The organism is Variovorax sp. WS11, from assembly GCF_010499245.1.
Taxonomy (GTDB): domain Bacteria; phylum Pseudomonadota; class Gammaproteobacteria; order Burkholderiales; family Burkholderiaceae_C; genus Variovorax.
In genome coordinates, this window is the sequence record NZ_JAAGOW010000004.1 from 586,102 (window position 1) to 609,467 (window position 23,366).

Annotated in this window: 20 protein-coding genes; 5 read left to right on the plus strand and 15 right to left on the minus strand. The window is 66.2% G+C overall.

The window, feature by feature from the left end:
* Nucleotides 1–20: 20 nt before the first annotated feature.
* The 7 genes from GXN78_RS32205 to GXN78_RS32235 all read right to left on the minus strand — a co-directional run bounded on the left by GXN78_RS32205 (nt 21) and on the right by GXN78_RS32235 (nt 7,991).
* The gene (locus GXN78_RS32205) at nt 21–905 is read right to left on the minus strand and encodes a carbohydrate ABC transporter permease (RefSeq protein WP_106554476.1); all 885 of its coding nucleotides are present in this window, start codon (nt 903–905) and stop codon (nt 21–23) included.
* A 16-nt stretch (nt 906–921) separates the two neighbouring features.
* Nucleotides 922–1,788, minus strand: a complete 867-nt coding sequence (locus tag GXN78_RS32210; protein ID WP_106554475.1) for a sugar ABC transporter permease — start codon at nt 1,786–1,788, stop codon at nt 922–924.
* Between the two features lie 64 nt (nt 1,789–1,852).
* Entirely contained in the window at nt 1,853–3,097 is a 1,245-nt protein-coding gene (locus GXN78_RS32215) for an ABC transporter substrate-binding protein (RefSeq protein WP_106554474.1), read from the minus strand.
* Nucleotides 3,098–3,125: 28 nt separating this feature from the next.
* Nucleotides 3,126–4,601, minus strand: a complete 1,476-nt coding sequence (locus GXN78_RS32220; RefSeq protein ID WP_164256184.1) for an aldehyde dehydrogenase family protein — start codon at nt 4,599–4,601, stop codon at nt 3,126–3,128.
* A 28-nt stretch (nt 4,602–4,629) separates the two neighbouring features.
* Nucleotides 4,630–5,433 (minus strand): enoyl-CoA hydratase/isomerase family protein, encoded by an 804-nt coding sequence (locus tag GXN78_RS32225; protein WP_164256042.1) that lies wholly within the window; start codon nt 5,431–5,433, stop codon nt 4,630–4,632.
* Nucleotides 5,426–7,021, minus strand: a complete 1,596-nt coding sequence (locus GXN78_RS32230) for an acyl CoA:acetate/3-ketoacid CoA transferase (protein WP_106554471.1) — start codon at nt 7,019–7,021, stop codon at nt 5,426–5,428. The genes GXN78_RS32225 and GXN78_RS32230 overlap by 8 nt, the downstream gene beginning before the upstream one ends.
* A 10-nt stretch (nt 7,022–7,031) precedes the next feature.
* The gene (locus tag GXN78_RS32235; RefSeq protein ID WP_106554604.1) at nt 7,032–7,991 is read right to left on the minus strand and encodes a Gfo/Idh/MocA family oxidoreductase; all 960 of its coding nucleotides are present in this window, start codon (nt 7,989–7,991) and stop codon (nt 7,032–7,034) included.
* Nucleotides 7,992–8,160: 169 nt separating this feature from the next.
* On the opposite strand from GXN78_RS32235, the gene GXN78_RS32240 reads away from it, so the two are divergent.
* Nucleotides 8,161–9,177 (plus strand): LacI family DNA-binding transcriptional regulator, encoded by a 1,017-nt coding sequence (locus GXN78_RS32240; protein ID WP_106554470.1) that lies wholly within the window; start codon nt 8,161–8,163, stop codon nt 9,175–9,177.
* A gap of 14 nt (nt 9,178–9,191) precedes the next feature.
* Here the strand turns inward: GXN78_RS32240 and GXN78_RS32245 are convergent, their stop codons facing one another.
* The 5 genes from GXN78_RS32245 to GXN78_RS32265 all read right to left on the minus strand — a co-directional run bounded on the left by GXN78_RS32245 (nt 9,192) and on the right by GXN78_RS32265 (nt 16,436).
* Complete coding sequence (locus GXN78_RS32245; RefSeq protein ID WP_106554469.1) at nt 9,192–11,231, minus strand: FAD-dependent oxidoreductase; 2,040 nt, start codon at nt 11,229–11,231, stop codon at nt 9,192–9,194.
* Nucleotides 11,232–11,292: 61 nt separating this feature from the next.
* Nucleotides 11,293–13,473, minus strand: a complete 2,181-nt coding sequence (locus tag GXN78_RS32250) for a molybdopterin cofactor-binding domain-containing protein (RefSeq protein ID WP_106554468.1) — start codon at nt 13,471–13,473, stop codon at nt 11,293–11,295.
* Between the two features lie 11 nt (nt 13,474–13,484).
* Nucleotides 13,485–13,934 (minus strand): (2Fe-2S)-binding protein, encoded by a 450-nt coding sequence (locus GXN78_RS32255; RefSeq protein ID WP_106554467.1) that lies wholly within the window; start codon nt 13,932–13,934, stop codon nt 13,485–13,487.
* A gap of 10 nt (nt 13,935–13,944) precedes the next feature.
* Complete coding sequence (locus tag GXN78_RS32260; RefSeq protein ID WP_106554466.1) at nt 13,945–14,910, minus strand: tripartite tricarboxylate transporter substrate binding protein; 966 nt, start codon at nt 14,908–14,910, stop codon at nt 13,945–13,947.
* 32 nt (nt 14,911–14,942) lie between these two features.
* Nucleotides 14,943–16,436 (minus strand): class I adenylate-forming enzyme family protein, encoded by a 1,494-nt coding sequence (locus GXN78_RS32265; protein ID WP_164256045.1) that lies wholly within the window; start codon nt 16,434–16,436, stop codon nt 14,943–14,945.
* Between the two features lie 269 nt (nt 16,437–16,705).
* Between GXN78_RS32265 and GXN78_RS32270 the strand changes: the two genes are divergently transcribed.
* From GXN78_RS32270 to GXN78_RS32285, 4 genes are read left to right on the plus strand one after another with little or no spacing between them, the layout of a single operon-like run.
* Complete coding sequence (locus GXN78_RS32270) at nt 16,706–17,587, plus strand: SMP-30/gluconolactonase/LRE family protein (RefSeq protein ID WP_106554464.1); 882 nt, start codon at nt 16,706–16,708, stop codon at nt 17,585–17,587.
* 21 nt (nt 17,588–17,608) lie between these two features.
* Nucleotides 17,609–18,022 (plus strand): OB-fold domain-containing protein, encoded by a 414-nt coding sequence (locus tag GXN78_RS32275; RefSeq protein ID WP_106554463.1) that lies wholly within the window; start codon nt 17,609–17,611, stop codon nt 18,020–18,022.
* A complete protein-coding gene (locus GXN78_RS32280) occupies nt 18,022–19,170 on the plus strand; it encodes a thiolase family protein (protein ID WP_106554462.1) in 1,149 nt (382 codons plus the stop codon). Before GXN78_RS32275 ends, GXN78_RS32280 begins: the two co-directional genes overlap by 1 nt.
* Nucleotides 19,171–19,185: 15 nt before the next feature.
* Complete coding sequence (locus tag GXN78_RS32285; RefSeq protein WP_106554461.1) at nt 19,186–19,692, plus strand: MaoC family dehydratase; 507 nt, start codon at nt 19,186–19,188, stop codon at nt 19,690–19,692.
* On the opposite strand, the gene GXN78_RS32290 is transcribed toward GXN78_RS32285, so the two are convergent.
* The 3 genes from GXN78_RS32290 to GXN78_RS32300 all read right to left on the minus strand — a co-directional run bounded on the left by GXN78_RS32290 (nt 19,689) and on the right by GXN78_RS32300 (nt 23,354).
* Nucleotides 19,689–20,426, minus strand: coding sequence for an IclR family transcriptional regulator (locus tag GXN78_RS32290; protein WP_164256048.1), 738 nt, complete (start codon nt 20,424–20,426; stop codon nt 19,689–19,691). The two genes, GXN78_RS32285 and GXN78_RS32290, sit on opposite strands and share 4 nt — an antisense overlap.
* A gap of 120 nt (nt 20,427–20,546) precedes the next feature.
* A complete protein-coding gene (locus tag GXN78_RS32295; RefSeq protein ID WP_146162967.1) occupies nt 20,547–20,867 on the minus strand; it encodes a c-type cytochrome in 321 nt (106 codons plus the stop codon).
* A gap of 105 nt (nt 20,868–20,972) precedes the next feature.
* On the minus strand, nt 20,973–23,354 hold the full coding sequence (locus GXN78_RS32300) for a xanthine dehydrogenase family protein molybdopterin-binding subunit (protein WP_106554458.1): 2,382 nt from the start codon (nt 23,352–23,354) through the stop codon (nt 20,973–20,975).
* Nucleotides 23,355–23,366 lie beyond the last annotated feature (12 nt).

The window sequence follows — 23,366 nt, forward strand, 5'->3', positions numbered from 1 at the left end:
GTCTCCTGAGATCGGGCGTTTCAGCCCTTGACGGAACCGGCCATCAGGCCGCGAACGAAGTACTTGCCGGACACCATGTAGACGATGAGCGTCGGCAATGCCGCGATGAATGCGCCCGCGAAGTGGACGTTGTATTCCTTGACGCCGGTGCTGCTGTTGACCAGGTTGTTCAGCGCCACCGTGAGGGGGTAGGAGCTGAAGTCGCTGAACGACGCGCCGAACAGGAATTCGTTCCAGATGTTGGTGAACTGCCAGATCACCGTGACGACGATGATCGGCGTGCTGTTGGGCAGCAGGATGCGCAGCATCACGCCGAAGAAGCCGGCACCGTCCATCCGCGCCGAGCGGATCAGCTCGGCCGGAAAGGCCGCATAGTAGTTGCGGAAGAACAGCGTCGTGAAACCGATGCCGTACACGGTGTTGACGAAGATCAGCCCCTTCACCGTGCCCGCGAGGCCCAGGAAGCCGAGCGTCTTGGCCATCGGGATCAGCACGATCTGGAACGGGATGAAGACCGAGAACAGCATCGCGGCAAACATCAGGTTGGCCCCGCGGAACTTGAACTGGGTCAGGATGTAGCCGTTCAAGGCACCGATCAGCGTGGACAGCACCACCGCCGGGATCACCAGCAGGAAGGAGTTGATGAAGAACGGCCGCAAGCCCGTCGGCTGCACGCCGATCTGGGCCGTGCTCCAGGCGCTGAGCCAGGGTGCGATGGTCCAGTCGACGGGCAGCGACATCAGGTTGCCGCTGCGGATCTCGTCCAGCGGTTTGAACGAATTCACCACCATGACGTAGACCGGCATCAGGAACACCACGGCGCACGCAAGGAGCACCGCGTAGAGGACGATGCGGGCCAGGTCCAGCCGGGGCTGGATGCCGCTGGCGCCGTGCACATGGACCATGGCGTGGGTGTGTGCGTTAGCCATTTTTCACCTTTCGCATCTCGCTGAAGAGGTAGGGAAGAACCACGGCGCCGATCGCGAGCAGCATCAGCACCGAGCTGGCGGCGCCGACGGCCATCTCGTTGCGGGTGAAGGTGTACTGGTACATGAACACCGAGGGCAGCCAGGTCGAGCGGCCGGGCCCGCCGTTGGTCAGCGCGATGATCAGGTCGTAGGACTTGATGGCCATGTGCGCGAGGATCACGAAGGCCGAGACGAAGACCGGACCGAGCTGCGGCAGGACGATGCGCAGGTAGATCTGCCAGGTGCGTGCGCCGTCGACCTTGGCCGCGTTGACCTGTTCCGTATCGACGCCGCGCAGGCCGGCAAGGAACATCGCCATCACGAAGCCGCTGGTCTGCCAGACGGCGGCGATGACCACGCAGTAGATCGCCATTTCGCTGTCCTTGATCCAGGTGAAGGAGAAGCTCTCCCAGCCCAGCAGGTGCATCGAGCGCTCGAGGCCGACGCCCGGGTCCAGCAGCCATTTCCAGGCGGTGCCCGTGACAATGAACGACAGCGCCATCGGGTACAGGAAGATCGAGCGGAAGGCGCTCTCGGCGCGGATCTTCTGGTCGATCAGGATCGCGAGACCCAGGCCCAGCGCCATGGCGATGACGATGTAGAGACTGGCGAAGGTCGCGAGGTTCGCCAGGGAGACCTGCCAGTTGTCCAGCCCGAGCAATCGGGTGTAGTTGGCGGTGCCTGCCCAGTCGTACGTCGGCAGCATCGTCGACGTCGTGAAGGACAGGTAGATCGTGAACATGATGTAGCCGTACACGCACACCAGCACGAGGAACACGCTGGGGCTGAACAGCAACTTGGGTAGGTGACCGGCTTTCATGGCAGGGCTCCGGTGGCCGGGTGGCCCATGGGCCACCCGAGGGGTCGAGGGGAAATCCGGGCGCTCAGTTCTTCGCGGCCGAGACGATCTCGGCCACGGCCTTCTTGTCGTCGATCTGGCCGTTGAAGTGGCGCGTGATCACGTCGTAGAAGGCGTTCTTGAGCGAGGCCGGCACGGCGTGGCCGTGGGCGATGGAGCCCACCAGCGTGTTGTTCTTGCTGGCTTCGGCCGCGTCCTTGATCGACTTCTTGCCGCACTCGTCGAACGCGGCATCGGACACGTCGGAGCGCGCCGGCGCGGCACCCTTGATCACGTTGAAGGAAGACTGGAAGCCCGGCTCCATGATGTCGGCCACCAGCTTCAGCTGCGCTGCCGTCTTCTGCGGATCGCTCAGCTTGAACATCGCGAACTGGTCGGTGTTGAACGCGGCCGCGCCTTGCGTGCCCGGGAAGCGGTAGCACAGGAAGTCCTTGCCCGGCACCTTCTTCGCGTTGGCGAACTCGCCCTTGGCCCAGTCGCCCATGATCTGGAAGCCTGCCTTGCCGCTGATGACCATGCCCGAGGCGACGTTCCAGTCGCGGCCCGAGAAGTCCTTGTCGACCAGCTTGCGGATCTGCGACATGCGTTGAAACACCTTCAAGGTCGTCGGCGAGTTCAGCGCCTTGGTGTCCAGTTCGATGAAGGCCTTGCGGTAGTAGTCGACGCCGCCGGTCGAGAGCACGACGTTGTCGAAGATGGTGGCGTCCTGCCAGGGCTGGCCACCGTGCGCGATGCCGATGAACCCCGCCTTCTGCACCTTCTCGGCCGCGGCGATGAATTCATCGAAGTCCTTGGGCTCAGTGGTGACGCCCGCCTTGGCCAGCACCTCCTTGTTGCCCCAGATCCAGTTGGTCGTGTGCAGGTTCACCGGCACCGCGATCCACTTGCCGTTGTACTTGGAGAACTTCTGCAGCGCCGGCGGAACGATCTTGTCCCAGCCGCCCTTGGCGGCCAGGTCGTTCAAGTCGGCCAGGACGCCCTGTTTGGCCCAGTCCTGCACGTCGAAGCCCAGCATCTGCACGGCGGTCGGCGGGTTGCCGGAAGTGACGCGCGCGCGTACCGCGGTCATCGCGGCTTCGCCGCCGCCGCCGGCGACGGGCATGTCGTTCCACTTGACGCCTTGCTTCTCGAGCGTGCCCTTGAGCACGTTGAGCGCAGACGCTTCGCCGCCGGAGGTCCACCAATGCAGGACCTCCACGCTTTGTTGCTGGGCGAATGCCGGCACCGCGGTGGCAGCGGCAATGGCGAGGCTGATGAGCTGTTTCTTCATGAGTGTCTCCTTCGGGTGTGGTGGGGGTTCAACGAGGCAGGTACCAGTCGGTCCGTTCGCCGAGGTGCATGTGGAGGGTCTTGGTTTCGGTGTAGTCCTCGGTCGCGAAGCGGCCCAGCTCGCGGCCGATGCCGCTTTCGCGGTAGCCGCCGAACGGAAGTTCGGCATGGCCTTCCAGGAAGGTGTTGATCCAGACGGTGCCCGCCTTGATGCGGCGCGCCGCGCCGAGGCAGGTGCTGAAGTCCCGGCTCCACACTGCGGCGGACAGGCCGTAGAGCGTGCTGTTGGCCAGTTCGACGGCTTCGTCCAAGTCCTTGAAGGTCAGCACCGCCAGCACCGGACCGAAGACTTCTTCGCCGGCGATCGCCATGTCGCGGGTCACGCCCGTCACGACCGTGGGCTCGACGTACATGCCGGGCGCGTCCATGCGCAATCCACCCAGCGCGACCGTGGCGCCGGCGCGGCGGGCGCCGTCGACGTGCGACAGGATCGTCTCGAGCTGCTTGTCGGTCGTGATCGCACCGACCTGCACGCCGGACACCAGCGGGTCGCCGACCTTGACGAGCTTCGAACGCTCCACCAGGGCCGCCGCGAACTTCTCGGCGATCGCCTCGTGCACGAGGAGACGGCTGCCGCTGTTGCAACACTGGCCGGCGTTGAAGTAGATCCCGAACACGGCGGCGTCGAGCGCGGCGTCCCAGTCGCAATCGGGAAAGATGATCTGCGGGTTCTTGCCGCCGAGCTCCATCGAGACCTTCTTCAAGGTCTGCGCGGATTTGGCGACCGCCTGCTTGCCGACGCCGGTCGAGCCGGTGAAGGACAGCATGTCGACGTCCGGATGCGTCACCAGCACGTCGCCGACCACGCTGCCGCGGCCGACCAGGATGTTCACGACGCCATGGGGGATGCCGGCCGCCAGCAGGATCTCGCCCAGCATCACGGTCGTGCCTGAGGTCACTTCGGCCGGTTTCACCACGGCCGTGCAACCGGCCGCGAGCGCGAAAGGCAGCTTCTGGCTGACGATCAGGAAGGGGAAGTTCCAGGGCGTGATCACGCTGACGACGCCGATCGGCTCGCGCAGCAACACGCCGAGCGTCTTTTCGCCGAGCGTGTTGTAGCTGTCGCCATGCAGATTGCGCGCCAGGGTGGCGGCGTAGTGCCACAGGTCGGCGGCGCCTTCGATCTCGGCCAGCGACTGGGCCAATGGCTTGCCGTTCTCCAGCGTCTCCATCAGCGCCAGTTCATGCTTGCGCGCCAGGATGCCCTCGGCGACGGCGCGCAGGATGCGGGCGCGCTCGGCACCCTTCATGTGCGGCCACGGGCCGCGGTCGAAGGCCCGGCGGGCCGCGGCGATCGCGCGTTCGGCATCGGCGACGCCGGCTTGGGCGTAGACGGCCACCACCTTGTCGTGCGCCGGTGACTTGCGCTCCAGGGTGCTGCCGTCGGCAGCATCGACCCAGGCGCCATCGATCAGCAGCTTGCCTTGGAAGGGTGGGCGGGTCAGCGCGTCGGCAGGGAGAGTTCAGTGTTGCTCATGGTGGGTCCGGTAGGTGGGGTTCAGCGGCCCAGATAGCTGGGGACCGCTTCTCGCGGAAGCTGCGAATGCCTTCCGCGGCGTCGTCGGTGGTTGCAGCCAACGCGCCGGCCATCGCCTCGAGCGTCGCAGCCGCGTCTTCGCCCGCAGCGGCGTTGATCAGCTGCTTGGTCAGTTGCAAGGAGACCGGCGCCTTGGCGGCCATCTCGCGCGCCAGGGTCATGGCCCGCTCGCCCAGCCGAATGGCAGGGACGACCTCGTGGACGAGGCCGCTGTGCTGCGCGTCGGCGACGGACAAGCGCGTGCCACTCAGGGCCAGGTACTTCGCATGGCTGGCGCCGATCAGCCGGACCAGACGCTGCGTCCCCGACCAGCCCGGACAGGTGGCAATGGACGCTTCAGGCAGCGCGAACTGCGCGTGCTCGACGGTGATGCGGATGTCGCCGGTGATCGCCAGCTCCAGGCCGCCGCCGAACGCGTGACCGTTGATGGCCGCGATGACCGGCTGGCGCAGCCGTGCCCACTGGTCGAACACCTGGTGCCCCCGGCGCACCCAGCGGCGCCACATGTCGAGCGGCTGGAGCGCCGCCCACTCGTTGATGTCGGCGCCGACGCAGAAAGCTTTTTCTCCGCCACCGGTCAGGATCACGACGCGCACGTCGCCGTCGGCGTCGAGCTCACGTGCGGTCTGCTCGAGCTGGTCCAGCATCGCCGGCGTCAGCGAGTTGAGCTTGGCGGGACGGTTCAGCGTGACGGTCGCCACATCGCCGTCGCGCGCGAGGCGGATGAAGGACTCAGCCACGGCGCACCTCTTCGGCCTTGAGTCGCAGGCCGAACGGCGCCTCGCCGAACAGCGTTGCATCCATGATCCGCAGGTCCTCGGCCACGCGCAGCGGAATCTCCGCCTGGTCGAGCACGTCGCGCTGCAGGTCGATGCCGGGCGCGATCTCGCGCACGACCAGAGCGTCGTGCTCCAGGTCGATCACGCAGCGTTCCGTGACATAGGTCACGCGCTGGCCGCGCTGGCGCCCCATCACGCCGCTGTAGGTGATGTGTTCGGCCGCCTTGACGAACTTCCGGGTCTTGCCTTCCTTGACGATCGTCAGCTTGCCGTCGCCCACTTCGAGCTTGGCGCCCGCCGTGAAGAAGCCCGAGAAGACGATGCGCTTCGCGTGTGCGGTGATGTCGACGAAGCCGCCGCATCCTGCCGTCAGGTAGGGCTTGGCACCGAGCTTCGAGACGTTGACGCTGCCGTTGCCGTCGACCTGGAGGAAGGACAGCAGGGTCAGGTCGAAGCCGCCGCCCTGAAAGTAGGTGAACTGGTGCGGCGAGGCCATGATCGCGTCGGCGTTCGACGCGCAGCCGAAGGCAAAGCCCAGCAAGGGCATGCCGCCGACCGCGCCTTGTTCGATGGCCCAGGTGACCTCTCCATGCAGGCCTTCCTCGAGCAGGATGCGCGGCACGTTGGCCGAAATGCCGAAGCCGAGGTTCACGGCATTCCCGTGCGCCAGCTCCATCGCTGCGCGGCGCGCGATGACCTTTTCCGGTCCCCAGGCCTGCGGCTCGAAGGTCGCGAGCGGCTGGGCGATCTCGCCGCTGATCGCCGGGTCGTACGGCGTCTGTGTGGTTTGCCATTGATCGGCGTCGACCACGATGTAGTCCACCAGGTTGCAAGGCACGTGCACGTCGTGCGGACGCAGGCTTCCTTCCTTCACCACGCGCTTGACCTGGGCGATGACGATGCCGCCGTTGTTGCGCGCAGCGAGCGCCTGGTCCAGGCCGCCCAGCAGGGCGCCTTCGTGTTCGTAGGTCAGGTTGCCGTGCTCGTCGGCCGTGGTGGCGCGGATGATGGCCACTTGCGGCGCGATCGCCGGGAAGTAGAGCCACTCCTGGTCGTCGAACATCTCCTTGCGCACCACCGGCCGCGCGGCGGCTGCGTCGTTCATCGCGCAGCCTTGAAGATCGGGGTCGACGAAGGTGCCGAGCCCGACCTTGGTCAGCACGCCCGGCCGCTTGGCTGCGGCATCGCGATGCATGTCGTAGAGGATGCCGCTGGGGATGTTGTAGGCCTCGATCTCGTTGTCGACCACCATGTGCCAGATGGCAGGCATCGGCAGCGAGGAAGGACCGCTCGGGTAGGAGCCGGCCAGGACTCGCGCCAGAAGCCCCTTCTTGGCGATGTGGTCGATCCCCTTGATGCCGTACATGTCGCCTGCGGCGATCGGGTTCAGCGTCGTCAGGTCGCGCGGCTGGCCCTCACGCTCGAAGCGGGCGCCGATGGCCGCCAGCACCTTGTCCGGGCAGCCGAGACCGCTGGACGAGCTGATGCTCACCACATCGCCGGCGCGAACCAGCCCCGCCGCCTGTTCGGCGGATATCACTTTCTTCATGGAAGAACTCCTAAGCTCGAAGGGCGTCGATGCGCACGGATGCGCCGGTACGGCAGGCCTCGGCGATGGCCAGCGCAGTCGCCAGCGAACGCAGGCCGTCGACGGCCGTGGCGGCAGGCTCGCCTTCACTGCGGATCGCGGCGCAGAACCTCGCAACGCCGCGCGCGTACAGGCTTTCATGTTCGACCGCGATGGCGCGCTCGCCCCCGGCGTCGCGCAGCAGCACGTCCCCCACCGGTTGTTGCGTCATCACATGGCGGCCGACGATCGAACCCTTGTCACCGTGGATCTCGATACCGGTGCCGGCAAATGGCGTCGTGAAGGCGTCGTGCAATTGCGCCAGCACGCCGTTGTCGAAGCGCAAGGCTGCCATGACGCCGTCTTCCAGCCCCTCGCGGGCGAGGAACGCCGAGTGGGACAGGCCGATGGCTTCGATCGGCTCGGCACCCAGGATGAAGCGCAAGGTGTCGGCGTCGTGCACGCAGATGTCGAGGATCACGCCACCGCCCGCAGCGGGTTTGTCGATGCGCCAGCCCTGCAGGTGAGGCGGGAGGTAGACGGCGTGGAACACACGCGCGAAGAGCGGTCGGCCGATCACACCGCCTTGCACGAGCTCGCGAATCCTGCGGTGCGTGGCGGCGTTGCGAAGGTGGTGGTTGGTTGCCATCACGACGCCGGCCTGGGCGCAGGCGCGCACCATTTGCTGCGCGTCGTCCAGCGTCAATGCCAGAGGCTTTTCGCAAAGCACGTGCTTGCCGGCCGCTGCGGCCGCCAGCACCTGGTCGCGATGCAGTTCATTGGTCGTGCTGATGTAGACGACCTGCACGAGGGGATCGGCCAGCAGCTTCGCGACGGAGTCATAGGCGCTGTCGATGCGGTGCTGCCTGGCGTAGTCCGTGGCGCGTTGCGCATTGCTGCTGGCCACCGCCACCACCTCGTGCCCAGGTTGGTGGCGGATGGCGCCGATCATGTGCTCGGCGGCGATCGTGCTGGCGCCGATCAAGCCCCATCCGACTGGCTCATTGCTTTCCACGGCGTCTCCTTTGCGGCTACATTTGTTGGAACGGTTGAATGAATTATTGGAACGTTCCAGTAAAAGGTCAAGCGCCGATGCCGTGCCCTAGGGAAAACACCCACTCATGAAGCGCAACTCATCTTCGCCACGTCCCGTCACGATCCTGGACGTCGCTGCCGCAGCCAAGGTTTCCAAGTCGACGGTCTCGCTGGTCCTCAAGGACAGCCCGTTGATTCCGGCTGAAACGTCCGAGCGCGTGCGGGAGGCGGCGGCCAAGCTCGGCTACGTGTACAACCGCCGCGCCGGCCAGATGCGGGGCGGCTCCTCGAACACGATTGCAGTGCTCATCAACGACTTGATGAACCCGTTCTTTGCCGAGATCCTCGTCGGGGTCGAGCGCAAGCTCGTCGACGCCGGCTACATCGTCCTGATGGCGCACACCAACGAGGACGTCGATCGGCAGCACAAGGTCTTGCAGGCCATGCGGGAGCAGGGCGCCGCGGGCATGGTGCTTTGCCCGGCGTTCGGGACGCCACGCACCCTGCCCAAGGAAGTGCAGTCGTGGGGAATCCCATTGGTGGTGATGGTGCGCACCTTGGGGCCGGGCAGCTATGACTTCGCGGGCGCAGACAACGAGCACGGCGTCTTCGTCGCAACCCGACACCTGCTCGACGCCGGTCACAAGCGCATCGGCTTCCTGGGGGGCCACACCGGCGTCGTGCTTGAACAGCGGCTGAAAGGCTACAAGTCTGCACTTGCCGAACGCGGCCTCGAGTTCGACGAGGAGCTGCTGGTCGGTTCGGATCCGACCCGGCAGGGGGGCTACGAGAGCATGAACGTGCTCCTGGACAAGAAGCCCGGCGCGACCGCAGCGATTTGCTACAACGATATCGTGGCCTTCGGCGCCATGTCGGCATTGGGCGAACGCGGCCTGCGAGTGGGGTCGGACTTCGCGTTGATGGGCTTCGACAACGTGCAGGATGCGGCGCACTCGAACCCGCCGCTCACCACCGTGGACATCCGGCCCAGCGAACTGGGGGAGCATGCGGCTGCGGTCCTGCTCGCGCGCATCGAGGATCCCCAACGGGCGCGCCAGCTTTACCTGGTGGAGCCCAAGCTCCTGATACGGCAATCCGCGTGAAGGCTGCCGGAGTGTCAGCCCCAAGCTGGCCTGGCTGCCCAAAGACCCTTCAGCATCTCGCACATGGCTGCTCGCGTGAGGAAGCCGGCATCGGGAGGGACAAGCGCAAGCTCGTAGCTCCTTTCCAAAGCCACGGCGACAAGGCCCAGGAACTTGTGAGCCTCCGCCAAGGACACGGCCCGCTCCGGATGGAATGGCAGCAGCTTGAAGCGGGGCTCGAGCCGCAGGAACTCCTGCATGGGATCTTCGTCATGGAGCTTGGCGACTTCGAAGAGGTCCACGCCGGCGCGGGTCGACAGGTCGTAGAGCGTTTCGACGAATCTGAAGCACGGATGCCGACGGGTGATCCCCTCGAAATGGGCGCCGGTCACGCTCACCGGCAACGCCTGCGTCGTGACGATGCTCTGCGCGAAGTCCGCCCATGAGGCCGGGTGGTCCGGGTGGAAGTACCAGTCGGGATCGTGCGGCACCAGGCCACGCAACGCGGCCCACTGGATCGCGGCGAAGTGCGGATGATCGCTGGGGACATCCGCGAAGTAGGTGAGCTTTCCGCCGCGCCGGATGATCTCCGTCTGCAAGGCCTCCACGGGAACGGAGGAGGGCGGGCAATCCCCTTGCACCGCCATCGCAGCCGCAACGCCGGCCGCGATGCCGGACTGGATGCGCACGGCCTCGACGCGCGTGGCGCCGAACGCCACGTGCGTCGCGCTGATCGCCCCGCAGGTCAGGAGGTTGTCCACGCCTTGCGGCAGCAGGCAGCGATAGGGAACCTGGAACGGTGCCCGGGCGACGCGGTTGATCATGTAGCCGTCCGGGTAGCTGTACCCGGGCGGCACTTCGTCGGCGCAGCCTTGCGACTCGATGGCCCAGTCGCCGATGGCGATGGCATCCGCATGCGGTGGAGCGCGGAAGCCGTCGCCGCGAATGAAGGGGTTGATGTCGGCTTCGCTCAGGCCATGGCGGCCGACGATGCGCCGGCCCTCGCGCACATAGATCTGGTAGGGAAGATGGCCGTTGTCCAGGAACTCGTCGTCGGCGAGGCCGAGCTCCGGCATGCCGCCTTCGGTCTGGACGAAATACAGATAGCCCAGTGCATGATCGACGAAGCGCTGGCGCAGCGGTGCACGCTCGCGCGGATGGGTCAGGACGTAGGCCCGGTTGGGTCCGACCAGGTTGTTGCCGCGGACCATCCGGTTGAGCAGGTACTTGCCGTTCACCAGTACATAGAGCGTGTCGAAGTAGACCGGGGTTCCGTCCGGCAGCGTCTTGGCCGGTTCCCATCGATAGACGGTCGGGTCGTAGCCCGGCGGCGGGCTTCGCAGCCGGTGCTTTGCCCCCGGCGACCGATCGGCATAGAGCCTGCAGTGCAGGCGGTAGGCGAAAGCCATGATCGCGTCGTCGCTTTCACCGCTGCTTCCCGCGAGCACCGAATGCGGAAGAACGCCGTCGTCCGACAGCTTCGATCCGGAGACGAAGATCTTCCCCGCGTGGGGTTCGTCGGCCGAGCGGGCTTCCCGGCCAATCCTGAACGGAGCGCCGGACCAGGCCGTGACGTCCGCCTCGTACGAGGCATCGATCACGATGCGCGCCTGGACGCTCTCGACCCCCTCATCGGCCGGATCGAGGTTGCCCATCGGATCGCAGGCATGCTGCCATTGCACGGCCTCGATGCGTTGCCCGTTCATGCGGACGCCCACGGGCACGGCACCCAGCTCGATCCGCAGCCCTGCGGTCTCTTTCGCGAGCTCGAGCCAGACGGCTGCCAGCACATGGCTCTCCCACACCAGGTCCGCCCGCTTGGTGAACAGCGGGTCCTCGAGGCCGATGCGCGCATAGTGCGCCTTCACGCGCGCAGCCACCTCCTCGGCGATGCCGCTGAGCGCCTGGGGTGTCGCGCAGTCGAACCCGAAGGTGCCGTTCGCGTTCATGCCGCCCAACACCGGCGTGGCTTCGAGCAGCATGACGGAAGCGCCGGATCGGGCTGCCGCGATCGCCGCTGCGCAGCCGCCGGGATTGCCTGCGATGACCAGCACGTCCACGAGCGCATCGTTCATTGAGTAGCCTCCGCGCTACGCGCTGCGGTGCGAGCTTGCTTGGGGCGGCCCGGCGCGTCGCTCATGCGGGTCTCAGTCCATGGTGCTTGATGGGCAGCGAGCGGATGCGCTTGCCGCAGGCCGCGTGGATCGCATTGCAGACCGCTGGCGCCAAGGTCGGAACCATCGCTTCGCCGACGCCCCCCATCGCAGCGCCACTTTCGATGATGTACACCTCGACCGAGGGAGCGCCGGCCATGCGCAGGACCGGGTAGTCGTGAAAGTTGCTTTGCACCGCAGCACCCTCCTGGATGGTGATCTCTTCGGCCAGGGCAGCGCTCAATGCGTTGACAATGCCGCCCTGCATTTGCGCTTCGACCGTATCGGGGTTGATCACTTTGCCACAGTCGACGACCGCCACGATGCGGTGCACGCGCAGCAGGTCGCCCGCGACCTCGACCTGCGCCACCTGGGCGACGATGCTGTCGACGTTCTCGCAAAAGGCGATGCCCCGACCATGTCCCGCCGGCAGCGGGCTGCCCCAGCCGCAGGCTTCAACGGCCTTGTCCAGCACCGCGAGCCCTCGGGGGCTGTCGCGCAGGAGCCTGCGCCGGAACGCGGCGGGGTCCTGTCCTGCGGCTAGCGCGACCTCGTCGATGAAGCCCTCCATGAAGAAGCCGTTGTGCGAAGCGCCGACGGATCGCCAGTACCCGATGGGCACATGGGTGGGCTGATGCACATAGTCGATGTGCTGGTGGGCGATCGCATAGTGAAGCCCGGCGGCGGTGTTCTTGGTCGTCAGCGCCATGATGGCGGAGGCATCCAGTCCATCCTTGAAGAACGAGGGCCAGAACTTCTCATGCACCGAGGGACCGACGATCCGCATGGTCAGGCCGGTCAGTTGGCCCTTGTCGTCGAGGCTGCCCTTCATGCGCGCAGACATCGCGGGGCGATGAAACCCGTGCCGCATGTCTTCCTCGCGCGTCCAGATCAGCTTGACCGGCCTGCCGACGGCCATGGACGCCCGAATCGCCTGTTCGACGAAGTCGTCGTGGATGCGGCGGCCAAAGGCGCCGCCCAGCAGGGTGGCGTTGATCACGATGCGGTCGTCGGGCAAGCCCGTGAGCCGTCGCGCGGCGTCGAGCGCGGTGGTGTGGCATTGCGTCGGCGCCCACACCTCGCACCGTTCCTTCGTCACTCGCGCGGTGCAGTTCATGGGCTCGAGCGGTGCGTGATGCAGGAAAGGCACCGTGTAGTCGACGGAGACGAGCTTGGACGCGCCGGCCGCGGCCGCGGCCGCGTCGCCGACGCGGCGGAACATCGCCGCTTCGCGTGCGCCGAGCTTCTCCCTTTCGGAAGCCATCAAGCGCTCCGTCGTGTCGCGATCGTGCGGGCTTTCGCGGTAGCGGATCGTGAGCTGGTCGAGCGCCTGCTTCGCATGCCAGAAGGTGTCGGCCACGACGATCACCGCGCCCGGTGACTGGACGATGTCGACCACGCCGCGAAGCTTGATCGCGCTGTCGCGATCGATGTCCGCGATCTCCGCGCCGTAGACGGGTGCCTGTCGCGGCGTTGCATACAGCATGCCGGGCAGCCGCACATCGACGCCGAAGATGCCGCTGCCGTCGACCTTGGACGGGATGTCCGTGCGGGCGATGCGCCGACCCACCAGGCGACCTTTACCCGGTGCGCGCAGCGATGGATCGGACGGCACCGGCAGCTTGGCCGCGGCCGAGGCAACGTCGCCGAAGCCGATCCGGCGGCCGCTCGGGCCATGGACGACCTGTCCGTCGAGCGCATCGCAGGAAGCGGGAGCGACGCCCCAGCGCTGGGCTGCGGCGGCGATCAGCATTTCCCGCGCGGCAGCGCCGGCGCGGCGCATCGGCAGGTTCCACAGCCTGACGCTCCAGCTGCCCGAGGTCAGCTGGTACTTCGTGACGTCGGGGCGCTGATAGCCCACCGCGGCAGGCGGGGGCTGGACCGTGATGCGGTTCCAGTCGGCCCCCAGTTCGTCGACGATGATCATCGCGAGCGCCGTCTGCGCGCCTTGCCCCATCTCGACCACGGGAACGGTCACCGTGACGGCACCGTCTGCGTGCACCGCGAGGAAGAGGCCGAAGGAGCCCGTGACAGGCTCGGGCCTGGCGCGCTGGACCGAGCACCCCTCCAGCGGCAGCGCGATCATCAGGCTGGCGCCGGCGGCAGCCGATGCCTGCAGGAAGGCGCGGCGGTTCAGCGCACCGCCGTGTCGTGCTGTTTTCATGCTTGTCCTCCTCAGGTCTTGGCGGCGCGATGGATCGCCCGCTTGACGCGTTGGTAGGTGCCGCAACGGCAGAGGTTGGTGATGGCTTCCTCGATCTGGGCATCGGTCGGCTGAGGGACCTGCCGAAGCAGGGCGGCGCTCGCCATGATCATTCCGGACTGGCAGTAGCCGCACTGCGGAACCTGCTCGGCGATCCAGGCCTTCTGAACAGGATGCGAGCGGTCCTTGGACAGCCCCTCGATCGTGTGGACCTGTGCGCCTTCCAGCGAGCCGATCGGCACGAGGCAGGAGCGCGTCGCCTGCCCGTTCAGGTGGACGGTGCAGGCGCCGCACAGGCCGGCCCCACAGCCGAATTTGGTGCCGGTCAGGCCGAGTTCGTCGCGCAGCACCCAGAGCAGCGGTGTATCGGCGTCGGCCTCGACGGCGCGGCGCTGGCCATTGATCGTCAAACGGGTGGTCATGGGCGGCTCCTTATTGCGGCTTGATGTTGGCGGCCTTCAGGATCGGCTCCCAACGCTCGTGCTCGGTCTTCATGAGGTTGGCGGCTTCCTGCCGGCTGATCGACATCGGCTCGAATCCCATCTTCTTGAAGGCCGCCACCGTTTCCGGCTTCTTTACTGCGGCAACGACGGCCGCATGCAGCTTGGTGACGACGGGCTCGGGCGTGCCCTTGGGCGCCAGCAGCACGTAGCGCGCGCTGACGTCGACGCCCGGCAGGCCGGATTGCGCCATCGAGGGAAAGTCGGGCGCCAAGGGTGTGCGCCGGTCGCCGACGACCGCGAGCACCTTCAGCTTGCCGCTCTGCACGTAGGGCAGCGCATTGGTCAGCGTGAACATCCCGATCTGGACGTGGCCCGCCAGCAGATCCGTCAATGCGGGCCCGTTGCCGCGATAGGCCACCTCGTTGAACTTCACGCCGGACTTCTGCATGAGAAGCAGGCCGGCCAGGTCGTGCGGCGTGCCCACGCCCGGCGTCGCGTAGTTGATCTTCCCCGGCTCCTTCTTGGCGAGTTCGATCAGTTCCTTCACGTTGTTGGGCGCAAATGAAGGGTGTGCGGCGAGCACGATCGGCGCCGAGGCGAAATAGGCGACCGGCACGAAGTCCTTCATGGTGTCGAACTTCAGGTTGGCGAAGATGTACTCGAAGATCGCGGCGGTGTCGCCGTTGACGACCAGCGTGTAGCCGGTCGGCGCCGCGGCGGCGGCCGCCGCCATGCCGATGGTCGTGCCTGCCCCGCCCTTGTTGTCGATGATCATCGGTTGCCCGATCTCGCTGGCCATGCGCTCGGTCAGCTGTCGCGTGACGGTGTCGGTGCCGCCGCCCGGCGCGAGGGGCACGATCACCTTGATCTCCCGGGTCGGAAACTCGGACGCGGAGGCCGGGCCCGCGAAGAGGAGCGGCGAAAGCGCGATCAGCGCCGTGGTGAACCATTTCATGTCTGTCTCCTTGATCTGCGACGGGTGGATGGCTAGTTGGCGATCGCGGGGACCGCAGGCTCGAAGAACACTTCCGCAATGCGGTTCTTCTGGACTTTCCCGGTGGTCGTCAACGGGAGATCCGCTTCCGACGAGAGCCGGACGAAGGAAGGCACCTTGTACGGCGCGAGCTCGCGCCGGCAGTGGTCGAGCAGCTCGGTGTCGCTGGGCATGCGCCCGGCCTGCGGAACGATGACGGCAGCGAGAACCTCGTCGCGGGTGGGATGCGGCACGCCCACCACGACGGCGAGATGCACGTCGGGGTGCGTCATCAGCACGGCTTCGATCTCGGCGGGCGACACGTTGATGCCGCCGGTCTTCACCATTTCCTTCAGCCGGCCGTGGAACTGGAGGCGCCCCTCGGCATCCACGCACCCGAGGTCCCGGCTCTTGAAATAGCCTTGGTCGTCGAAGGCGGCGTCCGTCTGGGCTTCGTCCTTGTAGTAGCTGACCGCATAGCCCTTGATGCGGATCTCGCCGATCTGCCCCGCAGGCAAGTCCTCTTCCGTGTCGGGATGGACGATGCGCTGCGCAAGGCCCGGCAGCGGCGTCCCGCAGCAGGCGGTGCGGACCGCCGGAGTTTCGCCGGCGCCGGCCACGTGCGAGTTGCCGTAGGTTTCCGTCATTCCGTAGACATTGCAGATCTCGGGGGCCAGGCGGAGGGCGCGCTGCATCTGCGCCGCATTGCCGAAGGTCGTGCCGGTGCGCAGGCGCAGCTGCCGCGTCGCGAACTCGGGGTGATCGACCACGGCCTGCACCATGTTGGGCGTCCCGTAAAAGACGGTGCAGCGTTCGGCCTCCATCAGTTCCAGGGCACGGCCGGGGTCGAAGGAGTCCTGCAGCACGACGCATCCGCCATGGCTGAGCACGGCCGGCAAGGCGTTGGAGCAACCGAAGCCCCAGAACAGCGAGACGCCGAGCCACAGCCGGTCCTGCTCGCTGAGGCGCTGCCGCTCGCCGATGTGCCAGGTGTTTTCGACCATGCCCCGATGCAACAGTTGCACGGCCTTGGGGTTGCTGGTGGAGCCCGAGGTGTAGAGCAGGAAGGCCGGATCGTCGGGCTCGGGAATCAGGGGTATTTCGCCGGGGCTTTGGTCTGCGTCCAGTTCGTCGAAGCGCTGCCAGTCGGGCGGCAGTTCGTCGCCGACGCCGACCACGTGCCGCAGGAGCGGCAGCCGGCCTCGAAGGCTCGCGATCTCCTTTTCATAGTCGTGCCGGAGGTAGCGCCGCGTGCAGACCAGCAGCCGGGCGTCGGAGTGGGACAGCGCGTACTCGATCTCGCGGGGTGTCCACCAGGTGTTCATCGAAACGACGATCGCGCCCAGCGTGGTCACCGCCAGGGCAGCCACGATCCATTCAGGCTGGTTCCCCATCAGGATCGCCACCTTGTCGCCGCGCGAAATCCCCAGCCGTTGCAGGCCGCGTGCGGCGCGATCCACCTCCGCGGCCAGTGCACGGTAGGTCAGGCGGGTCGATGGTGCGACCACGGCCTCGCGGGTCGGGGTGGCGGCGTGCGATCTCGAAGCACGCCGGGCAAGGTGCTGGCTGGGGGCGTTGGGTCACCGGTTTCTCCTCGGCAGGGGTCAGGGGCGGGCGGTGCCGTCAACTGCGTGGGCATGGCGTTTCGGCATCTTCAGCATAGCCGCGATTTCTGTTTTAGTTCTTAGGGAAGAACCTAGTTCACATAGAAGAACTACTTCGATTAAACTTTGGGGCATCGCAGCATTGGCTGCTTACCTATCACTAGGAGTACGCGTTGGCTTCAGCAGTGCGACTGGTCGCGGATTGCGGAAACTCGCTCGGCGAGGGGCCGCTATGGGATGCGGCAGCCGCGCGCCTGTGGTGGATCGATGTGGCAAGGCCCCAGTTGTGGTGCCTGGAGAGCGCGACCGGGACGACGACCGTCCGGGAGTTGCCCAAGCCGCCTGGCTCGTTCGCGCTCCTGGAGGGCGGAGATCTGCTGATGGCATTTCGCAGCCGAATGGCCCTGCTGTCTGCATCGGGCGAAGCGGTGCGCTGGCTGGACGTGCCGGGCTTGAAAAGCGACCAGGAGCGCTTCAATGACGGTAAGGTCGACCGCCGCGGGCGGTTCTGGGTCGGGACGCTCGACCGGGCGCTGCACCAGCCCGTGGGTCAGCTCTATGGCCTGCAAGACGGATCACTGTGCAGCGTTGCTGGCGGCGCAACGCTCTCGAATGGCATCGGGTGGAGCCCGGACAACCGCACGATGTACTTCACCGATACCCATACCGGCCGGATCGATGCCTTCGACTTCGACATCGCGAGCGGCACGGTGCGCTCGCGCTGGCCCTTTGTCCAGGTGGAAGAGGGCCCGGGTGGACCGGACGGCCTGACCGTGGACGCTGAGGGCGGCGTCTGGAGCGCCCAGTTCGGCCGCGGCGTCATCCACCGCTACCTGCCGGATGGCCGGCTCCACCGTGTCATCCAGCTTCCCGTGACGCAGCCGACGAGCTGCATGTTCGGCGGCCCTGATCTGCGCACGCTCTACATCACCACGGCGCGGCACGGACTGGACGCTGCAGCACTCGAGGCGCAGCCGTGGGCCGGCGGCCTGTTGGCAGTCGACACCGCGGAGCATGGCATCGCCGAACCGCGGTGTTCATTCCAGGCGCTTTGACAAACTCCCGAAAGAAACGTGATGACCCCATCCCTACCCCCGCGAGCGATGCGTGACGACGTCATGCAACTCGACCCGCCCCAGCTGCTGGGGCTCCACTGTGCGACCTGCGGCGCCGTGACTTTCCCCAAGCGTGAGTTCTGTGCCGCCTGCGGCGCGCGCGAGGGCCTGTCGACACGCGGCCTGTCGAGCTCTGGCACGTTGCACTGTTTCACCGTCGTGCGTCAGGCGCCTCCGGGCCGCGCCGTGCCTTATGTGCTGGCCTACGTCGACCTGCCGCGCGATCAGGTTCGCGTCATGGCCCAGCTCGACACGGCGCCGGAGGGGGTGCGCATCGGCCTGCCGGTGAAGACTGAATTCCGCACGGTCCGAATGGACGACGGCCAGCCCGTGGTGGGCTATGTCTTCGTGCCCGAAGAAGAAGGGAGCCTCTGATGCCGTCGACCTACATCGCTGGTGCCGGCATGGTGCGCTTCGGCAAATACGATGACACCGTCTCCTTCGAAAGGCTGGCCGTCCAGGCCGGCAATGCGGCCCTGGCCGACGCCAACGCCCGGCGTCCGCACATCGAGGCGGTCTTCGTTGGGCACGTCTTCGGCGGCCCGGTCGCCGGCCAGCGTGTAGCCACCGAGCTCGGCCTTGGCGGCCTTCCTGTCAGCAACCACGAGAACTACTGCGCCAGCGGCGCGACGGCGCTGCGCGAGGCCTGGCTCGCGATCGCCGCCGGCCTGTACGACGTGGTGCTGGTGCTCGGGGTCGAGAAGATGACCGATCGCATCAAGGGAGGCGTTGCACCGGATCCCAGCGATCTGGACGCGATGCACGGCTTCGTGATGACTGCCGGCCACGCGATGAGCGCGCAGCGCTACATGGCCGACCATGGCGCGTCGCGAGAGCAGATTGCCATGGTCGCGGTCAAGAACCACGCGCACTCGCAGCACAACCCCTATGCCCAGTACCAGCGCGCCGTCAGCCTCGAAGAGGTATTGAACGCGAGACCGGTCGCCGATCCGCTGGGCGTCCTCGACTGCAGTCCCATCAGCGATGGGGCGGCCGCCGCGGTCGTGTGCAGTCCGCGCGGCCTCCAACGCCTGGGCATCGTTGGGCGGCGACCGGAGGTGCGCGGTATCGGCCTGGTCAGTGGAACGCTGCGGACCGGCCTGTATGCGTTGAACGAGGAAGACATCTCGCGCCGGGCCGGCGAGCAGGCCTACGCACTTGCCGCGATCGACCCGGCCGACATCGACTTCGTGGAGATGCACGACTGCTTCACCATCGCCGAGATCGTGCGCCTCGAGGGCCTGGGTCTGATACCGGTGGGAGAGGGCGGCCGGTGGACGCAGGAAGGTGCCACCAGCCTGGGAGGCCGGCTGCCGGTCAACCCCAGTGGCGGACTGCTGTCGCGCGGACATCCGGTGGGGGCCACCGGCATGGCGCAGGTCTGCGAGCTCTATTGGCAGCTGATGGGCCAGGCCGGAGGCCGGCAGATCGAGGGCGCCCGCCTGGCCATGTCCTACTGCAAGGGCGGCACCGTGAGCGGTACCGATGGTGCTTCGGTGACCACGGTGGTCGTTTCAATCTGAGCGATCGGAGCGCCCATGAACGACCTTTCTTGGCGAGACCGCTTCTTCGAGGACTTCGCTGTCGGCGACGAATGCAAGCACCGCAGCGCACGCAGCGTGACCGAGTACGACAACCTGCTGTTCACACTGCTGACGCAGAACCCCGCGCCCTTGCATCTCGATCATCACTACGCGCAAAGCCTGGGTCATCAGAAGCGGCCGATGAATTCGACGCTGACGCTCGCATTGATCACCGGCCAGTCCGTCGCCGATCTCACGCCCAACGTCATGACCAACCTCGGCTGGTCGGACATCAGGCTGCCTGCCACGGCCTTCGAGGGCGACACGCTGTACAGCGAATCGCGCATCGAGAGCCTGCGGCCATCGGCAAAACGCGAGGATGTCGGCGTGGTCGGCATCCGCACGATCGGCTACACGCAGGATGGCTGCGTCGTCATCGAGTTCACGCGCACCGTCCTGATGTATCGCCGCGGGCACGCCCCCGCCTTCGCTCGGCCTGCCCCTCGACGAGCTGGCGACTAGACGGCAACGGCCGCCGGGGTGCGCCAGCCGAGCTGCCCGGACAAGGCCTCGCAGGCGAGCAGCAGTTCCGTTTCGATCTGCTTGACTTTCGCCGGCGTCGATTGGGCGGTCGCGAAGCCGACGCCGATCGATGCCACTGGCACGCCGGTCGCGTTGAAGACAGGCGCGGCGTAGCCGCTGACACCGGCCGTGACCTCGTTCTTCGAGACGCCGATGCCGGTGCGGCGCGTACGCGCCAGTTCCTTCTTGATGTCCGCGATGTCGGTCTTCGTGGAAGGCGTGAGCGCTTTCAGTTCGCTTTGCGCCAGAATCGCATCGACTTGGGCGTCGGGCATGAATGCCAGCATGGCGCGGCCCACGGCGCTGCAGAACATGGGCCCGCGTTGGCCCATTTGCAGCGAATGGGCCAGGATGGACGGCACGCTTTCGGTGCAAATGACCATGTACTCGTGCGCCGTCGGAATCGCCAGCAGCGTGAACTCCTGCACCTTGCTGAACACGCTCGCCACGACCGGCTGCCCCAGGCGGACCAGGTTGAGGTTTCGCAGATAGGAGTTCGCCAGCCAGAGGACCTGCACACCGATCGTGAAAACGTTGGTGTCGGGGTTGCGCTGGAGATAGCCCTTGGACATCATGTCCTGCAGCAGCGCCGTCAGGCTGCTCTTTGGAATCTGAAGGCCCTGCGCCACCTCGGTGTGGGTGCATCCCTGCGGCTGCTGGGCAATGTGTTCCATGATCTCGAGGACGCGGAGGGCGGATTTCGACATAAGGGCTAGAGTTCGCGGATGGGAACCCGATTCTTTCACAGGAATGCAGCCCCCTGCCGGCGTGACGGCGCAGCGCTACGCATGTGCTCACTCGGGTTCGAGCATCCATTTCACGATCGCGCCCAGCTCCTGAGCCGGCACGTGGCGCTGCGGAGGCATCGGGATTGCCCCGAACGAACCTGATCCGCCGGCCTGTGTCTTCGCGACCAGCTTCGCCAATGCGCCGGGGTCGTTCGCGTAGCGGACGCGGAGCTCATTGAACGAAGGGCCGATCAGCTTCTTGTCCGCCGCATGGCAGGCCGTGCAGGCATTTTTCTGTGCCAAGGCCATGCTACCCAGTGCCTTGCTGGAAAGGGTGAGAAGGACTGCCGATGCGGCAATGCTCCAGTACGTTCTCGGGCTGATCATCGATTGGTTCCTATAGAGATTTCGGGCTTCGATAGCGGATCCGAAATTGATTCAATGTAGGGGTGGCTTGGCGAGGACATGAGCGAAGTGATCCTGCGGCCAGCCTTACTGGACTTCTGCCCACGCCTGCTGCAGTGCCGCCCAGACGCGGGCTGGGGTGGCCGGCATGTCGATGTGCCGAACGCCGGCGGCCCACAGAGCATTGCCAACCGCGTTCATCACGGCCGGCAGTGCGCCAACGGCGCCGGCTTCGCCCGCGCCCTTCACACCCAGGGGGTTGGCCTTTGTCGGCACTGGACGGCTGAAGGACTGGATATCGCACAAGTCTGCAGCGCGCGGCATCGCGTAGTCCATGAACGAACCGGTGATCAATTGGCCGTTGTCTGCGGAATAGACAATCTGCTCCATCAATGCCTGGCCGATGCCTTGCACCACACCGCCGACGATCTGGCCCTTCAGCAGCAGTGGATTTACGACGGTGCCGACGTCCTCGCCAACGTGGTAGTCCAGCAGCTCGACGCACCCGGTTTGCGGATCGATCTCGACCTCGCACACATGGCAGCCATTGGGGAACGTAATCCCTCCATGCGAATTGGCGGCAGTTGCATGCAAACCCGTATCCATGACATCGGGCAGGGCCCAAGGGTTGAAGGCTGTCCTCGCCACGTCAGCGAGGCTCATGGCCTTGTCTGTGCCTCGCACGGCGAACCGGCCCTTTTCGTACACGATGTCCTCCACCGCTGCTTCCATCACGTGCGCTGCGATCGTCTTGCTCTTCTCGATGATCCTGCCAGCAGCCGACTTGAAGGCCGAACCGCCAGCCATCATCGTGCGCGAGCCGAAGCTGCCGCGACCATGGCTGACGAGTTGCGTGTCGCCGCATACGACGCGCACCGCATCGAAAGGCATGCCCAGGTACTCGGCCGCAAACTGGCGATAAGCCGTTTCGTGCCCTTGGCCGTGCGAATGCGTTCCCACGAAGATGGTCGCCGTGCCGCCGGAGTCGAAGCGAATCTCTACATGCTCGTCGAACGCCTTGCCTGCAGGGCCTCCAGCGCTCTCGATCACATAAGCCACGCCAATGCCGCGCAGCTTGCCGCACGCGCTTGATTCCTCGCGGCGGCTGGCGAAGTCCTGCCAGCCCGATTTCTCCAGCGTCTCGGCCATCAGCGCCTTGAATTCGCCACAGTCGTACGTGAAGACAAGACCGGTGTTGTAGGGCATCTCGTTCGCATCGATCATGTTTCTCATGCGCAATTCGGCTGGGTCCACGCCCAGCTCCAGCGCAGCACGATCGACGATGCGTTCGATCAGGTAGGACGCTTCTGGCCGTCCCGCGCCTCGGAACGGCCCGACGGGCACCGTGTTGGTAAGCACACCAGTCACTTTTACGTCGAAGGCAGCGATCTTGTACGGGCCGGTCAGCCCACCCAGGTTGCCGGTGGGCACGTGTAAGCTCCACTGGCCGATGTACGCGCCCAGGTTGGCCACCGTCCGCACGCGCAGGCCGAGGAAGCGGCCGGCAGCGTCCAGCGCCAACTCGACATCGCTCACCGTGTCGCGCGCGTGCTGGTCCGACTGAAACGCCTCGCTGCGATCGCTGATCCAGCGCACTGGCCGGCCCAGCTTGCGCGAGGCCAGCAGCACGAGCATGTACTCCTGATAGAGCGCCAGCTTCATGCCGAAGCCGCCGCCCACGTCGGGCGAGATCACGTGCACGTCGCCGGATGAAATGCCGAAGGCTGCCGCGATGTCGCGACCCACCTCATGCGGCATCTGCAGCCCAGCGTACAGCACGTACCGCTTCGCTCGGTTGTCAAAGTACCCGATCGCTGCGCGCGGCTCGATCGACGAGGTCGCGACGCGCGAGATGACGAAGCGCTCGCGGACCACTCTGGCAGCCATCGACGCTGCTCCTGCCCACGCGTTCTCGCTGCCAAGCGTGTACTGCATGCAGGTGTTGTCGGCCAAATGCGGCCACACACGCGGGGCATCGGTTGCGAGCGCCACAGCGGCATCGGTAACAGACGATAGCGCGTCGTAGTCGATAGCGATCAGCTCGGCCGCGTCCTTTGCCTGATTCAGCGACTCCGCGACCACCGCGACGACCGCGTCACCGAGATAGGGCACATGCTCGGCTGCCAGTACTTGGTACGGTGTTCGCGAATGCGGTGTGCCGTCAGGCCGCTTGTGCGGCACTTTGGAATCAATGCTTGCAATGGTCAAGCCGGCAAAATCAGCCGCGGTATAGACGGCGACCACACCGGGCGCCTCTCGCGCAGCTGCAGCATCGATGCGAATGATCTTCGCCGCTGCATGGGGCGAGCGCACGACATGCAGGAATCCCTCGCCAGGCAGGTGGATGTCGTCCGTGTACCGACCCGCACCGCGCAGGAGCGGATCGTCTTCCACGCGCGCAATAGGTTGACCAATTCCGAAGTTGGCTATTTCCCCGTTCAGCTGTGTCGATGATTGCGAGATATTCATGGTGCCTTTGAC

What these genes read in the sequence shown, in the direction of transcription:
- GXN78_RS32205 (WP_106554476.1), bottom strand. Translation starts at nt 905, where the DNA reads ATGGTCCATGTGCACGGCGCCAGCGGCATCCAGCCCCGGCTGGACCTG.
- GXN78_RS32210 (WP_106554475.1), bottom strand. Translation starts at nt 1,788, where the DNA reads ATGAAAGCCGGTCACCTACCCAAGTTGCTGTTCAGCCCCAGCGTGTTC.
- GXN78_RS32215 (WP_106554474.1), bottom strand. Translation starts at nt 3,097, where the DNA reads ATGAAGAAACAGCTCATCAGCCTCGCCATTGCCGCTGCCACCGCGGTG.
- GXN78_RS32230 (WP_106554471.1), bottom strand. Translation starts at nt 7,021, where the DNA reads ATGAAGAAAGTGATATCCGCCGAACAGGCGGCGGGGCTGGTTCGCGCC.
- GXN78_RS32235 (WP_106554604.1), bottom strand. Translation starts at nt 7,991, where the DNA reads ATGATCGGCGCCATCCGCCACCAACCTGGGCACGAGGTGGTGGCGGTG.
- GXN78_RS32240 (WP_106554470.1), top strand. Translation starts at nt 8,161, where the DNA reads ATGAAGCGCAACTCATCTTCGCCACGTCCCGTCACGATCCTGGACGTC.
- GXN78_RS32245 (WP_106554469.1), bottom strand. Translation starts at nt 11,231, where the DNA reads ATGAACGATGCGCTCGTGGACGTGCTGGTCATCGCAGGCAATCCCGGC.
- GXN78_RS32250 (WP_106554468.1), bottom strand. Translation starts at nt 13,473, where the DNA reads ATGAAAACAGCACGACACGGCGGTGCGCTGAACCGCCGCGCCTTCCTG.
- GXN78_RS32255 (WP_106554467.1), bottom strand. Translation starts at nt 13,934, where the DNA reads ATGACCACCCGTTTGACGATCAATGGCCAGCGCCGCGCCGTCGAGGCC.
- GXN78_RS32260 (WP_106554466.1), bottom strand. Translation starts at nt 14,910, where the DNA reads ATGAAATGGTTCACCACGGCGCTGATCGCGCTTTCGCCGCTCCTCTTC.
- GXN78_RS32275 (WP_106554463.1), top strand. Translation starts at nt 17,609, where the DNA reads ATGACCCCATCCCTACCCCCGCGAGCGATGCGTGACGACGTCATGCAA.
- GXN78_RS32280 (WP_106554462.1), top strand. Translation starts at nt 18,022, where the DNA reads ATGCCGTCGACCTACATCGCTGGTGCCGGCATGGTGCGCTTCGGCAAA.
- GXN78_RS32285 (WP_106554461.1), top strand. Translation starts at nt 19,186, where the DNA reads ATGAACGACCTTTCTTGGCGAGACCGCTTCTTCGAGGACTTCGCTGTC.
- GXN78_RS32290 (WP_164256048.1), bottom strand. Translation starts at nt 20,426, where the DNA reads ATGGAACACATTGCCCAGCAGCCGCAGGGATGCACCCACACCGAGGTG.
- GXN78_RS32295 (WP_146162967.1), bottom strand. Translation starts at nt 20,867, where the DNA reads ATGATCAGCCCGAGAACGTACTGGAGCATTGCCGCATCGGCAGTCCTT.
- GXN78_RS32300 (WP_106554458.1), bottom strand. Translation starts at nt 23,354, where the DNA reads ATGAATATCTCGCAATCATCGACACAGCTGAACGGGGAAATAGCCAAC.